The 12,651-nt window shown below is 72.3% G+C and carries 13 protein-coding genes and 1 tRNA gene; 5 read left to right on the plus strand and 9 right to left on the minus strand.

Annotated elements, in window-relative coordinates; genetic code table 11:
* Positions 1-38: 38 nt before the first annotated feature.
* From ACZ6C6_RS20800 to ACZ6C6_RS20810, 3 genes are all read right to left on the minus strand, one after another.
* Complete coding sequence (locus tag ACZ6C6_RS20800) at positions 39-884, minus strand: MurR/RpiR family transcriptional regulator (RefSeq protein WP_469204753.1); 846 nt, start codon at positions 882-884, stop codon at positions 39-41.
* A 135-nt stretch (positions 885-1,019) separates the two neighbouring features.
* Positions 1,020-1,706 carry a hypothetical protein gene (locus tag ACZ6C6_RS20805; RefSeq protein WP_469204754.1) on the minus strand — a complete coding sequence of 229 codons (687 nt, stop codon included), beginning with the start codon at positions 1,704-1,706 and terminating at the stop codon, positions 1,020-1,022.
* Positions 1,699-2,271 (minus strand): SigE family RNA polymerase sigma factor, encoded by a 573-nt coding sequence (locus ACZ6C6_RS20810; RefSeq protein WP_469204755.1) that lies wholly within the window; start codon positions 2,269-2,271, stop codon positions 1,699-1,701. The genes ACZ6C6_RS20805 and ACZ6C6_RS20810 overlap by 8 nt, the downstream gene beginning before the upstream one ends.
* 232 nt (positions 2,272-2,503) lie before the next feature.
* On the opposite strand from ACZ6C6_RS20810, the gene ACZ6C6_RS20815 reads away from it, so the two are divergent.
* Complete coding sequence (locus tag ACZ6C6_RS20815) at positions 2,504-2,929, plus strand: hypothetical protein (protein ID WP_469204756.1); 426 nt, start codon at positions 2,504-2,506, stop codon at positions 2,927-2,929.
* A gap of 3 nt (positions 2,930-2,932) precedes the next feature.
* On the opposite strand, the gene ACZ6C6_RS20820 is transcribed toward ACZ6C6_RS20815, so the two are convergent.
* Positions 2,933-3,694 carry an SDR family oxidoreductase gene (locus ACZ6C6_RS20820; protein WP_469204757.1) on the minus strand — a complete coding sequence of 254 codons (762 nt, stop codon included), beginning with the start codon at positions 3,692-3,694 and terminating at the stop codon, positions 2,933-2,935.
* Positions 3,695-3,827: 133 nt separating this feature from the next.
* Between ACZ6C6_RS20820 and ACZ6C6_RS20825 the strand changes: the two genes are divergently transcribed.
* Complete coding sequence (locus ACZ6C6_RS20825; protein WP_469204758.1) at positions 3,828-4,673, plus strand: helix-turn-helix transcriptional regulator; 846 nt, start codon at positions 3,828-3,830, stop codon at positions 4,671-4,673.
* Positions 4,674-4,974: 301 nt separating this feature from the next.
* Here ACZ6C6_RS20825 and ACZ6C6_RS20830 read toward each other — a convergent pair whose 3' ends face one another.
* A complete protein-coding gene (locus ACZ6C6_RS20830; RefSeq protein WP_469204759.1) occupies positions 4,975-6,381 on the minus strand; it encodes a cystathionine beta-synthase in 1,407 nt (468 codons plus the stop codon).
* Between the two features lie 164 nt (positions 6,382-6,545).
* On the opposite strand from ACZ6C6_RS20830, the gene ACZ6C6_RS20835 reads away from it, so the two are divergent.
* From ACZ6C6_RS20835 to ACZ6C6_RS20845, 3 genes are all read left to right on the plus strand, one after another.
* Positions 6,546-7,640 (plus strand): SGNH/GDSL hydrolase family protein, encoded by a 1,095-nt coding sequence (locus ACZ6C6_RS20835; protein ID WP_469205017.1) that lies wholly within the window; start codon positions 6,546-6,548, stop codon positions 7,638-7,640.
* 213 nt (positions 7,641-7,853) lie between these two features.
* Positions 7,854-9,074 carry an acetyl-CoA C-acetyltransferase gene (locus tag ACZ6C6_RS20840; protein ID WP_266534619.1) on the plus strand — a complete coding sequence of 407 codons (1,221 nt, stop codon included), beginning with the start codon at positions 7,854-7,856 and terminating at the stop codon, positions 9,072-9,074.
* A gap of 260 nt (positions 9,075-9,334) precedes the next feature.
* Entirely contained in the window at positions 9,335-10,144 is an 810-nt protein-coding gene (locus ACZ6C6_RS20845; protein ID WP_469205018.1) for a hypothetical protein, read from the plus strand.
* 63 nt (positions 10,145-10,207) lie between these two features.
* Here ACZ6C6_RS20845 and ACZ6C6_RS20850 read toward each other — a convergent pair whose 3' ends face one another.
* The 4 genes from ACZ6C6_RS20850 to ACZ6C6_RS20865 all read right to left on the minus strand — a co-directional run bounded on the left by ACZ6C6_RS20850 (position 10,208) and on the right by ACZ6C6_RS20865 (position 12,416).
* Positions 10,208-10,525 carry a hypothetical protein gene (locus ACZ6C6_RS20850; RefSeq protein ID WP_469204760.1) on the minus strand — a complete coding sequence of 106 codons (318 nt, stop codon included), beginning with the start codon at positions 10,523-10,525 and terminating at the stop codon, positions 10,208-10,210.
* Between the two features lie 84 nt (positions 10,526-10,609).
* Positions 10,610-11,482 carry a Bax inhibitor-1/YccA family protein gene (locus tag ACZ6C6_RS20855; protein WP_469204761.1) on the minus strand — a complete coding sequence of 291 codons (873 nt, stop codon included), beginning with the start codon at positions 11,480-11,482 and terminating at the stop codon, positions 10,610-10,612.
* A 113-nt stretch (positions 11,483-11,595) separates the two neighbouring features.
* Positions 11,596-12,192 carry a DinB family protein gene (locus ACZ6C6_RS20860; protein WP_469204763.1) on the minus strand — a complete coding sequence of 199 codons (597 nt, stop codon included), beginning with the start codon at positions 12,190-12,192 and terminating at the stop codon, positions 11,596-11,598.
* A 138-nt stretch (positions 12,193-12,330) separates the two neighbouring features.
* A tRNA-Leu gene (locus tag ACZ6C6_RS20865) sits at positions 12,331-12,416 on the minus strand.
* Positions 12,417-12,651 lie beyond the last annotated feature (235 nt).

Raw genomic sequence — 12,651 nt, forward strand, 5'->3', positions numbered from 1 at the left:
CCGCCGGACGCGCTGGAGTGGCCGGACCGGGGCGCGCCCTACTCCACGAACAGCCCCCGCGCCGCCGCCCCCGCGTCGAACTCCTCCAGGCGGGCCTGGGCGTCGGGGAGGTCGTCGCACATGGCCTCCAGGAGGACCCGGCCCAGCAGCATCGGGGCGCAGGCGGTGTCGAAGGCGAGGCCGGTGCCGACGGCGGCCGGGATGAGCAGGTCGCTGTGGTGGGCCACCGGCGCGAACGCGGAGTCGGCCACCGACACCACGGTCAGCCCCCGGCCGCGTGCGTACGCCAGGGCGTCCACGACCTCGCGCGGGTGGCGGGGCAGCGCGAAGCAGATCAGCGCGGTCGCCCCGGCCCGCCGGGCGGCGTCGATGCGGTCGTGCAGCATGCTGCCGCCCTCGTCGAGCACCCGGACGTCCGGGTGCACCTTCGCCGCGAAATACCCGAACCCGCGCGCCTGCGAGGACGCCGCGCGCAGCCCGAGCACCGGCAGCGGGCGGGACGCGGCGAGCAGCCGGCCCGCCCGCTCGACGGGGCCCGGGTCGGCGAGGAGTTCGGCCAGGTGGCGCAGGTTCTCGATCTCCCCGAGCACCGCCTGCTGGTACTCGTTGTACGTCTCGTCGCCCTCGTCCGCCTCCGCCCCGGCCGGGGCGACCTCGCGCAGGTGCTTGCGCAGCGCGGGGTAGCCGTCGAAGCCGAGCGCGACGGCGAACCGGGTGACGGACGGCTGGCTCACCCCGGCCAGCTCGGCCAGCTCGACACTGGAGAGGAACGGGGCGTCTCCGGCCCTGCGCACCATCGAGTGCGCGATGCGCCGCTGTGTGGGCGTGAGCCGGCGCCCCTCGAACAGCTCCTGCAACCGCGCGGCCGGGCTGCTCCCGCTCATCCTGTCCCCTCGGTAGATCCGCCGCGCCGCGGCCCGGCGCCGACGGATCCATTCAGCCAGCAAGGTGTCTGCATGTCCATATGCAGCCGGGCGGGTCAGCCGGCAGTCGGGCGGGTCAACAGGCAGCCGGGCGGGTCAGCCGGCGGGTGTCCCGTGCAGCACCTCCTCGACCGACACCCACGACTCCCACCGCCGGACGGTGACCCGGAGCGTCCGGCCGTCGGCCACCGTGCCGGACCACGCCGAGCTGCCCTCCTCCTTCTCCCGCGCGGTCGGCGACGCGGAATGCAGCCCGCACCGGGTCATCGCTCCGCGCAGCGCCGTCACCTGGGACCTGGCGGTCGCGGTGGCCTCGTACTCGATGACCCGGTGCTGGGCCAGGGCATGGCCGCTGCCCGTGTAGAGCACGGAGTACCGCTGCTGGCCCGGCTCGTCCGCCGGGACGAAGGAGGCGGGGCAGGCTCCGTCGAGCCCCACTTGGGGCAGGGCGTCGCTGCGCGGCCCGGCACCCTCCGGGAGGCCGGCGCTCTCCTTCCAGTGCCAGGTCGCGTACCCCGGGAGCTCGTCGGCCGGGCGCATCACCACCTCGCCGTCCGCCCGGAAAGGGTTGGCCGTCGTGGTGGCGACCGTCTGCCGGTCCTCGGTGCCGTCGGCCGGCAGGAGCAGGCCCCACGCTCCGGCCGCCGCCAGGACGAGCGCCCCCGCCGCGCCTCCCCGGACCACCCGGGCGCGGGTGCGCCGCCGCTGCCCCCGGGCCCGGATGTCCCCGGCCTCGGGCAGCCGTATGGAGACGTCCTCGATCAGGTCCTCGACCTCAGCCATGCCGCACCCGCCCCTTCCGCTCCGCCGCATTCCGCTCCGCCGCCGCATTCCGTGCCACCTGGCGCCCCGTCACCGCCGGGGTGTCGGCGAGCCGTTCGCCGAGGATCCGGCGCGCCCGGTGCAGCCGGGTCCGTACCGCGCCGTTCGATGCCCCCGTCTCCCGGGCCACCTCCTCCACGGGCAGGCCGAGCATGTGGTGCAGGACCACCGCCTGCCGCTGGTCCCTGTTCAGCTCCTCCAGAGCGCCCATCAACGCCACCCGGTCCTCGGAGAGGCCCGGCACGTCGGCGGGCACCCCGTGCCGGAAGTGCGCCCGCAATCTGCCGCGCGTCCGGCGCCAGGTGCTGATCGACAGCCGCACCGCCACGGTCCGCACCCACGGGAGCGGGTCGCCTGAGCCGGACACCTTGTCCCACCGCTGCCAGGCCCGCACATACGCCTCCTGCACCGCGTCCTCCGCCTCCCCCAGGTCGCCCGTCATCGCGTACACCGTGGCGACCAGGCGTTTGGCGGTCGCCGCGTAGAACGCGTCGAACGCCTCCACCTCCCCACTGCCTGCCGTCATGGCCCCCGCCTGTCTTCTCGCCCTGCCCGAGTACTGCTTCTGCCGCTGTCCGTGTTGTGCCTCTGTCCAGTTACACGCCCGGGCGGCGGCGGATGTTACCGACGACTTTCACGCATCCACGAGCGGCGCCGGAGCGATCCGGGCCGACCCCCCGAACGGCCCCAGGAACGGCCCGGAAACCGGGGGGCTAGCCCCACTGCCCCGGCCGCCTCCGCTCCGTACCGTGAGAACCATGGACGCACCCGACACCGAGCTCGACAGGGAGCTCAAGGCGACTTTGCAGGCCCGCAGCGAGCTGGGGGCCGACTACGACTCCGCGCTCGTGGAGTCGTTCCTGGAAAAGGTGGAGCAGCGGCTCGACGCCACGCTCGACCGCAGGGTCCGGCGGCATCTCGCCGAGGAGCGGACCGCTGTCGCGCGGGGCGCGCGCTCCCCGGAGCGGCCTCCCGGGAACTTCGGCGAGCGCTACGGCTTCGGCGTCGTCTCCCTGGTCCTGGCCGTCCCGCTGTCCGCGATCGGCGCCGCGAACGCGGGCATCGGCGGGCTCGTCGTGGCCTGGCTCGGGATCGTCGGCGTCAACGCCTTCCAGGCCGGCCACGGCAGGCGGCTGTTCCGGGGCCGCGAGGAGCGGCGGACAGCCTCCGACTGGGAGGACTGAACCTCACGCCTGACGGGTCGGCAGCACGACCAGCTGGCGCAGGTTGATGTGCCGGGCGCGGCTCGTGGTGTACGCGATGAGGTCGGCGATCTCGTCGGACGAGAGGCCGCCCAGCGCCTCGAACATGCCGTCCAGCTGTCCGCTGAGCTCCGCGTTGTCGACGTGTCCGGCCAGCTCCGAGTCGGTGAGGCCCGGCTCGATGTTGGTGACGCGGACGTCGCGCGGGCCGAGTTCGGTGCGCAGCGAGGCCGACAGGTAGGTGAGCGCGGCCTTCGTGGCGCCGTAGACCGCGTAGTTGGGAAACGTGATGTGCGCGCCGATCGAGGAGATGTTGACCAGGTCGGCGGTGCGGCCCTCGGCGGCGGCCGCCACCAGGTCCGCGGTGAAGGCCCGGATGACGCGCAGCGCCCCGGCCACATTGGTGTCGAGCATGCGCTGCCACTCGTCCACGCGCCCCGCGTCCACGGGGTTCGGCAGCATCACCCCGGCCGCGTTGACGACCAGGTCCACCGGGCCGAACGCGGCGTGCACCCGCTCCGCCGCGGCGTCCACGGATGCCTGGTCGGTGACGTCGGCGGCGACGGCGAGGGCCTGTCCGCCGTCCGCGGTGATCTTCGCGGCCAGCTCTTCCAGCCGATCCGCGCGGCGGGCCAGCAGCGCCACCCGCACGCCCTGCGCGGCGAGCAGGCGGGCGGTCGCCGCGCCCATGCCGCTGGCGGCTCCGGTGATCACGGCGGTGCGGTCGGCGAGGGTCTCGTACTGCATGGGGCGCTCCCTGGTGTGGTGTGTCGGGGTCGGGCACCACACTGCGCCGGGCCGCGCCTCCCACCCAGGGATGCGTTGTTCCTGGGTCCGCCAGTACCAGGCTGGGCGGAAACCGTTCTCCTACGATCGGGCCATGGACGGCGAACTCGGTGACTTCCTGCGCTCACGGCGTGCCCGCATCAGCCCGGAGGACGTGGGGCTCAACTCGTACGGCCGCAGGCGGGTCCCCGGGCTGCGGCGCGAGGAGGTGGCGCAGCTCGCCGGGGTGAGCGTGGACTACTACATCCGCCTGGAGCAGGGGCGCGGGCCCAGCGTCTCGGACGCGGTGCTCGACGCGATAGCCCGGGTGCTCCGGCTCGACGGGACGGAGCACGCGTATCTGCGGACGGTGGCGCGCCCCAAGGGCCGCAGGGCGCAAGGCCCTTCGGTGCGCGGATTGCGCCCGGGGCTGCGGCTGCTGCTCGACATGCTCGACCGGGCGCCCGCCTTCGTGCTGGGCCGCCGGATGGACGTGCTGGCGTGGAACGCGCTGGGGGACGCCCTCTCCGGCTTCTCCCGGATGCCTGCCGCCGAGCGGAACATGCCGCGCCAGGCGTTCCTGGCCCCGGGCGCGCGGGAGCTGTACCCGGACTGGCCCGCGGTGGCGGCGGAGACGGTCGCGTATCTGAGGCTGGACGCGGGGCTGCACCCGGACGACAAGGAGCTCGCGTCCCTGGTGGGTGAGCTGTCGCTGAAGAGCGAGGACTTCCGGCGTCTGTGGGCGGACCACCAGGTGAAGGCGAAGACGTACGGCGTGAAGCGGATGGACCATCCCGTGGTGGGCGCGCTGACGCTGCCGTACGAGACGCTGGCGGTGCCCGGTGAGCCGGATCTCTCGCTGGTCGTCTACACCCCGGAGCCCGGTTCGGAGACCGCCGAGCGCATCGCCCTGCTGGCGAGCTGGGCGGCCGACGGGAGCACGCCGGAGCCGCACGCCTAGAACAGACGGAAGCGCGCCATAGCTGCGCGCGTAGAACGGTAGTCGCGGGGACCGCCGCACCCCCGGTTTCCCAGGGGGCGGGACGACGGCGGTCCCCGCGAGGGACGCGGTCCGGGTCAGGGCCGGGTGACGCGTCCGGGCGACGGTGGAGGTCCGGGAGCCGCTCCGTAGTCCGTTGTCGCCGTTCCGGTGCCGGCGGGTCTCCCTGCCGACATCCACCAATGTGCCCGAGCCGTGTTAAGCCGGTGCTGCGCCCACGTGACGCGCGCGTACCGTTTTCGCGAAGGGCGCGGCCGACCGGCTACTTCGCGGCGGCCGGGGCGTCCTTCGCCAGGTACGCCAGCAGGTCCTGGCGGCTGACGACGCCCTTCGGCTTGCCCTCCACCAGCACGATCGCCGCGTCCGCCGCGCCGGTGCCGCCGAGCACCGCCATCAGGTCCTCGACCGGCTCGCCGGAGCCGACCTGCGGCAGCGGCGCCGACATGTGCTTCTCCAGCGGGTCGGTGAGCGAGGCGCGCTGGGCGAACAGGGCGTTCAGCAGCTCGCGCTCCACGACCGAACCGATGACCTCGGCGGCCATCACGTCCGGGTGGCCCGCCCCCGGCTTCACGATCGGCATCTGCGAGACGCCGTACTCGCGCAGCACGTCGATCGCCTCGCCGACCGTCTCCTCCGGGTGCATGTGGACGAGGGTGGGGATCGGCCCCTCCTTGTGGTTCAGGACGTCCGCGACCCGTGCCGAGGGACCGGTGTCCTCCAGGAAGCCGTAGTCCGCCATCCACTCGTCGTTGAAGATCTTGCTGAGGTAGCCGCGTCCGCTGTCGGGGAGCAGGACGACGACCACGTCCTCGGGCCCGAGCCGCTTCGCGACCTCCAGGGCGCCGACGACCGCCATGCCGCAGGAGCCACCGACGAGCAGCCCCTCCTCCTTGGCGAGCCGGCGGGTCATCTGGAAGGAGTCCTTGTCGGACACGGCGACGATCTCGTCGGTGACCGTCCGGTCGTAGGCGGAGGGCCAGAAGTCCTCGCCGACGCCCTCCACGAGGTAGGGCCGGCCGGAGCCGCCGGAGTAGACCGAGCCCTCCGGGTCGGCGCCGACGACCTGGACCCGGCCGCCGCTGGCCTCCTTCAGATAGCGGCCGGTGCCGCTGATCGTGCCGCCGGTCCCGACGCCCGCCACGAAGTGGGTGATCTTCCCCTCCGTCTGCTCCCACAGCTCCGGACCGGTGGTTTCGTAGTGCGAGCGCGGGTTGTTCGGGTTGGAGTACTGGTCGGGCTTCCAGGCGCCCGGCGTCTCACGGACCAGCCGGTCGGAGACGTTGTAGTACGAGTCGGGGTGCTCCGGGTCGACCGCCGTGGGGCAGACGACGACCTCGGCACCGTAGGCGCGCAGTACGTTGATCTTGTCCGTGGACACCTTGTCCGGGCAGACGAAGACGCACTTGTAGCCCTTCTGCTGCGCGACGATCGCCAGGCCCACACCCGTGTTGCCGCTCGTCGGCTCGACGATCGTGCCGCCGGGCTTCAGCTCGCCGCTCTGTTCGGCGGCCTCGATCATGCGCAGGGCGATGCGGTCCTTGACCGACCCGCCGGGGTTGAAGTACTCGACCTTGGCCAGGACCGTCGCCTGGATGCCGGCCGTGACACTGCGCAGCCTCACCAGCGGGGTATTGCCTACGAGACTGATCATCGAATCGTGGAATTGCACCGTGTACTCCGGGGTCTCCGAGATGGTCCGGCAAGCGTATGCGTACGGGCACGGGATTGGGCGGCGCGATTGAACAACGGGCGGTAGCGGGCAGGTAGCTCTGTGTACGGCTCTACTGCGGTACGTGGGACGAGGAGGTGGACCGGACTGTGTCGACGGCGAGAGTGGCACGGCGGATCGCGGCGGGCGCGGCCTACGGCGGGGGCAGCATCGGGCTGCTGGGCGCCGCGGCGGTGGGCGTCCTGCTGGCGGAGGTCCAGCTGGCGAAGCGGCAGGTGGGTGGCGGCATCGCCCCGGTCCCGCCGAGCGCGGACGGACGGTACGGAGTGGCGTTCACGGGCCCCGCGGAGCCCTTGCGCCTCGGGCTGCTCGGGGACTCCACGGCGGCCGGGCAGGGGGTGCGGCGGGCCGGGCAGACCCCGGGGGCGCTGCTGGCCTCGGGGCTCGCCGCGGTGTCCGAGCGGCCGGTGGACCTGCGCAACGTCGCGCTGCCGGGTGCCCGGTCGGACGATCTGGAGCGGCAGGTCTCGCTGATCCTCGCGGACCCGGCGCGGACGCCCGACGTGTGCGTGATCATGATCGGGGCGAACGACGTGACGCACCGGATGCCCGCGACCCAGTCGGTGCGCTGTCTGACGACGGCGGTGCGCAGGCTGCGGACGGCCGGGGCGGAGGTCGTCGTCGGGACCTGTCCGGACCTGGGGACGATCGAGCCGGTGTACCAGCCGTTGCGCTGGCTGGCCCGGCGGGTGAGCCGGCAGCTGGCGGCGGCGCAGACGATCGGCACGGTGGAGCAGGGCGGGCGCACGGTGTCGCTGGGCGACCTGCTGGGCCCGGAGTTCGAGGAGAACCCGCGGGAGCTGTTCGGCCCGGACAACTACCACCCGTCGGCCGAGGGGTACGCGACGGCTTCCATGGCGGTGCTGCCGACGCTGTGCGCGGTGCTCGGCCTGTGGCCGGAGTCGGACCGGCTGGACGGCGCCCGGCGCGAGGACATGCTGCCGGTGGCCAAGGCGGCCTCCCAGGCGGCCAAGGAGGCCGGTACGGAGGTCACGGGGGCCCGGGCGCCCTGGGCCCTGCTCAAGCACCGCAGGCGGCGGCGTCTGCCCGCCGCCACGGAGCCGCACCCGCATCCGCATCCGGAGCCCGGGGGCTCGACCCGTCTCGACCACTGGCCGGGCCCCGACCCGGACGGTTCGCCGAGGCACGCGTGGGTCCGCCGGCCGAGCGGGCGCCCCGGAAAGGGCACCGTTGACTGAGCGGCCCCGGGAAAGGAGCCATTGACTGAGCGGGCGCCCCGGAGAAGGGGCCGTTGACTGAGCGCTCGCTTAGAAAAGAGGCCCGCATCACATGCCGGTCCGGGTGACCCCGGCGCTACGTCCGGGTAATTTCCAGAGCAGTCGTGCCGTACCGCCGGGTCTGCCGGATCCCTCAGGCAGCCTGTCCGCCCTCAGCCACCATGGAGCCGCGTGATGCCCGAAGCCGTGATCGTCTCTGCCGCCCGTTCGCCCATCGGCCGGGCCTTCAAGGGCTCGCTCAAGGATCTGCGCGCGGACGACCTGACCGCGACGATCATCCAGACCGCGCTGGCCAAGGTCCCCGAGCTGGACCCCAAGGACATCGACGACCTGATGCTCGGCTGCGGTCTGCCCGGCGGCGAGCAGGGCAACAACCTGGGCCGCATCATCGCCGTGCAGATGGGGATGGACCACCTTCCCGGCTGCACGGTCACCCGCTACTGCTCGTCCTCGCTGCAGACCAGCCGCATGGCCCTGCACGCCATCAAGGCCGGCGAGGGCGACGTCTTCATCTCGGCCGGTGTCGAGATGGTGTCCCGCTTCGCCAAGGGCAACTCGGACAGCCTGCCGGACACGCACAACCCGCTCTTCGCGGAGGCCGAGGCCCGGACCGCCGCCCGCGCCGAGGAGTCCGGTGCGAGCTGGCACGACCCGCGCGAGGACGGCCTGGTCCCGGACGCCTACATCTCGATGGGCCAGACCGCGGAGAACCTGGCCCGGCTGAAGGGCGTGACGCGTCAGGACATGGACGAGTTCGGCGTACGGTCGCAGAACCTCGCCGAGGAGGCCCTGAAGAACGGCTTCTGGGAGCGCGAGATCACCCCGGTGACCACGCCGGACGGCACCGTCGTGGCCAAGGACGACGGCCCGCGCGCGGGCGTCACGCTGGAGGGCGTCCAGGGCCTGAAGCCGGTCTTCCGTCCGGACGGCCTGGTCACGGCGGGCAACTGCTGCCCGCTGAACGACGGTGCCGCCGCGCTCGTGATCATGTCCGACACCAAGGCGCGCGAGCTGGGCCTGACCCCGCTCGCCCGGATCGTCTCCACCGGCGTCTCCGGCCTCTCCCCCGAGATCATGGGCTACGGCCCGGTCGAGGCCAGCAAGCAGGCGCTGAAGCGGGCCGGGCTGACCGTCGGCGACATCGACCTCGCCGAGATCAACGAGGCGTTCGCCGCCCAGGTCATCCCCTCCTACCGCGACCTCGGCCTGCCGCTGGAGAAGGTCAACGTCAACGGTGGCGCCATCGCCGTCGGCCACCCCTTCGGCATGACCGGCGCACGGATCACCGGCACGCTGATCAACAGCCTCCAGTTCCACGACAAGCAGTTCGGGCTGGAGACCATGTGCGTCGGCGGTGGCCAGGGCATGGCCATGGTCATCGAGCGTCTGAGCTGATCAGGGCGGGTTTCGGGGCCCTGCGGGCCACCGAGCCCCGACCGTGACCGAATCTCCCCCAGGATGTGATCTATCTCCTGGGGGAGAGTCGTTTTCGCAGGTCACACCTACACCAGTGGTTTACACCGGGCCCAAAGTCCTGTCCATTTCGTGACGTAATGCACTGACACATGGTGCCGTCAGGGCCCAAGCTGATGTAGGAAGTCGGGGGATCGATTGAAACCGGGAGTATGTCAGTGAGCGCCATGCCTATTGCCCTGTTGCTGACCACCGCCGCTGCCACGGCTGTGGGCGCCGCTGCTCTGCACGCCGCTCACGGGCTGCGCAGGCAGGTCTCGGCGCTCCGGAAGGAGCTGGCCGACGGTCACGCCCGTACTGCCGCTGTACCCCCTCAGACCCGCAACGACACCACTTCCACCGAAGAAATACGCGCGGCCGTCGCCGAGGCGCTGGCCGAGGAGCGCGAGCGGGAGCTGGCCGAGGCCCGCGCGTTCTGGGCCTCGCAGGAGGCGCGTGACGCCGCGGACGCCCCGTCCCTGCTGGGCGGGCTGGCCGGGCTCGGCGAGGACGCCCCGTTCTTCATGCCGCGCCAGAGCGACTTCGCCGGCCTGGAGTCGATGGACCTCGACGCGGCCGAGGCCCTGGACGAGCTGACCGGGCTGGCCGAGCTGCCGGAGACGGAGTTCGCCGAGGACTCCCCCGAACTGGCCGCCGCCCGCCGCCGCCACCCCTCGCACCCGGACTTCGTGCCCGTCCAGACGCCCGTCGTCACCGACCACGAGCGCACGGTCAACCGCCTGGAGGAGCTGGCCGACAGCCGCACGGAGCTGTCCGACGTGCGCCCGGGCCCCCTCGGCACGCTCGACGTGTACGTGTTCGCGGACGGTACGACGCTCTGTATGACCCCCGGCCACCGCGAGACGGCCGAGCGCCTGGCCGAGTCGCTGCGCGCGGGCGAGCACCCGGTGCTGCTGGGCGGCTCCGGCGTCTCGGGGGCGTACGCCCTGACCTTCTCCTGCGGCAAGGAGAACGTGTACATACTCGCCGACCGCGTCATAGCGAGCTTCTGAGCCCGCCCCGTCGTCGGTCCCCGGCTTTACGGGAGGCTGCCGCCTCCCTGTGCGCCGCGCGCCCTACTCGAAGGCCCGCGCGGCCGCTTCCCCGACCTGTCGCACGGCCTCGTCCAGCTCCCCGGACGGGGCCGTTTCCAGTGCCACGGCCAGGTCCCGGCCGGCTACGGCGAGCTGGTCGCCGACCGCGAAGACCCCGGCGTCCGGCATGATCCTGGGCTCCCGGCCCGGCTCCTCGGCGCGCTGGGCCCGCACCGACAGCTCACGCGCGACGGCGAGGCCCTGGGCCGCCGCCCCCCGCTGGAGCCTGCTCTGCGGGGCGGCGCGCAGCCGGTCGGCGAATCGGTCCACGGCGATGATCAGGGGGGTCGTATCAAGCACCCCGCGACCCTATCGCCGTACACACGGAAGCGGCCCGCGCCCTCCTTCCGGAGGCCGCGGGCCGCTTTCGCTTGCGCCGGACGATCAGTCGTCGCCGCTGAGGATGGAGAGCAGGCGCAGCATCTCCAGGTAGATCCACACCAGGGTCATGGTGAGGCCGAAGGCGGCCAGCCAGGACTCCTCGCGCGGAGCGCCGTACGCGATGCCGTCCTCGACCTGCTTGAAGTCGAGGGCCAGGAAGCAGGCGCCGAGGATGATGCCGATGACACCGAAGAGGATGCCGAGGCCACCGCTGCGGAAGCCGAGGCCGTCACCGCCACCGAAGACGGCGAACAGCAGGTTGACGGCCATCAGGAGCAGGAAGCCCATGGCGGCGGCCATCACGAAGCCGTAGAAGCGGCGGGTGACGCGGATCCAGCGCATCTTGTACGCGAGGAGCACACCGGCGAAGACACACATGGTGCCCATCACCGCCTGCATCACGACGCCGGGCCCGATGTACGTGCTCACCGCGCTGGAGATGACGCCGAGGAAGACACCCTCGAAGGCGGCGTACGCGATGATCAGCGCGGGGACGGGCTTGCGCTTGAAGGACTGGACCATCGACAGCACGAACGCGATGAGCGCGGCGCCGATGGCGATGCCGTACGACTTGCTGAGGTTCGCCTCGTCCACCGGCAGCAGCGCCCAGGCGAGCGCGGCACCGAGCACGACCGTGCCCAGCGTCATCGCCGTGCGGGTGACGACGTCGTCGATCGTCATGGCGCCGGTACGGACGGGCGCGGGGGCGCCCGTGGGGGCGTAGGGGTTGGTCGCGTACGGGTTCGGGGCGGTGCCCTGCGCGTACGGGTTGGCACCCGCTGCGGGGGCCCCGGCCTGCGGTGCCGCGTTGAAGCCCGCGTAACCGTTGTCGCGGCTGAAGCCCCGTCGCGAGAAGACCGGGTTGCTGCTCCTCATCTCACTCCTCCATGGCCACCCAGCGTGGCCTTCCCACAAGAGTAATGGGTAGGCAAAGCTATCGGCCTAGTGCCGGAGGAGGATCTTTCCCCGAACGGACCGGCCGTGCGCGGTCACCCTGCGGTACGTCCGCCCGCTTCCCGGGCCGCGCTCTCCACCCGTTCCCGGTGCCGGCGCCACCATGCCTCGTCCCCGGGCGCCATGTCCTCGCTCCCCCGCCGCAGCCCGGCCGCCCCGTCGATCAGCTCGCGGACGACGTCGGCGTGCCCGGCATGGCGCTGGGTCTCGGCGACCAGGTGGACGAGTACGCGGTGGAGCGACAGCTCGGGCCCGCCCTCCCCGGGGAGGACTCCCACGGCGTCCAGCCCGAACGCCTCGACGGTCGCGTCGGAGTGCGCCCACACCCGGCGGTACCGTCCGGTGATCTCCTCACGGGACTCGTCGGGCATGGCCCACAGGTCGGCGTTCGGCTCCGCGTCCCCGGCGATCCACAGCGCGGGCGCGTCGACGGGCCGCCCGAAGACGGCCCCGAGGTAGAACGCCTCGGCCCCGGTCACATGCTTGACGAGCCCGAGCAGGCTGGTGCCGGTGGGAGTGAGAGGGCGCCGGATGTCGTACTCGGACAGCCCGTCGATTTTCCAGAGAAAGGCATCGCGGGCATCCTGAAGATAGAGCCGCAGGTCGTGTTTGAACTGATCCGTATCGGTCATACGTCCAAACCTGCCGGTCGAACCGCCCCCGGCCCACCGCGTTTCTCAGCCCGTGGACTCCGGCTGTCCGGCAGTGCCGATTCATCGGTCCATGGCGCCCGGTTTTGGGTCCGTGATTGCTTGGGACCTCGTACGCGATGGTGCCCGGAACCGGACTCGAACCGGTACGCCCCCGAGGGGCAGCGAGGTTTAAGCTCGCCGTGTCTGCATTCCACCATCCGGGCTTGGCGCGGCTCCGCGTTGGCACATGACCCTATCCGGGGGGCTCGGTGCGATCAGCCGAACAGTGGCTCGATGTTGTCTTATTTATCGATCTCTTGAGTCCCCGTCAGTGCACGTCGGAGGCATACCCACATGCCCGGGCAAGATGGCGGCAGTGCAGGGGTGCCGGGCGAATTGACGGAAAGTCGCCGCACCGCCGCAGTCGATCCGCCAGGGGCGCGCCACCGATCGCCAGGG

It is taken from the genome of Streptomyces sp. NPDC041814 (genome assembly GCF_055590565.1).

Excerpts from the sequence above, each read along its gene's own strand:
- ACZ6C6_RS20800 (WP_469204753.1), bottom strand. The coding sequence starts at position 884 with ATGAGCGGGAGCAGCCCGGCCGCGCGGTTGCAGGAGCTGTTCGAGGGG.
- ACZ6C6_RS20805 (WP_469204754.1), bottom strand. The coding sequence starts at position 1,706 with ATGGCTGAGGTCGAGGACCTGATCGAGGACGTCTCCATACGGCTGCCC.
- ACZ6C6_RS20810 (WP_469204755.1), bottom strand. The coding sequence starts at position 2,271 with ATGACGGCAGGCAGTGGGGAGGTGGAGGCGTTCGACGCGTTCTACGCG.
- ACZ6C6_RS20815 (WP_469204756.1), top strand. The coding sequence starts at position 2,504 with ATGGACGCACCCGACACCGAGCTCGACAGGGAGCTCAAGGCGACTTTG.
- ACZ6C6_RS20820 (WP_469204757.1), bottom strand. The coding sequence starts at position 3,694 with ATGCAGTACGAGACCCTCGCCGACCGCACCGCCGTGATCACCGGAGCC.
- ACZ6C6_RS20825 (WP_469204758.1), top strand. The coding sequence starts at position 3,828 with ATGGACGGCGAACTCGGTGACTTCCTGCGCTCACGGCGTGCCCGCATC.
- ACZ6C6_RS20840 (WP_266534619.1), top strand. The coding sequence starts at position 7,854 with ATGCCCGAAGCCGTGATCGTCTCTGCCGCCCGTTCGCCCATCGGCCGG.
- ACZ6C6_RS20855 (WP_469204761.1), bottom strand. The coding sequence starts at position 11,482 with ATGAGGAGCAGCAACCCGGTCTTCTCGCGACGGGGCTTCAGCCGCGAC.
- ACZ6C6_RS20860 (WP_469204763.1), bottom strand. The coding sequence starts at position 12,192 with ATGACCGATACGGATCAGTTCAAACACGACCTGCGGCTCTATCTTCAG.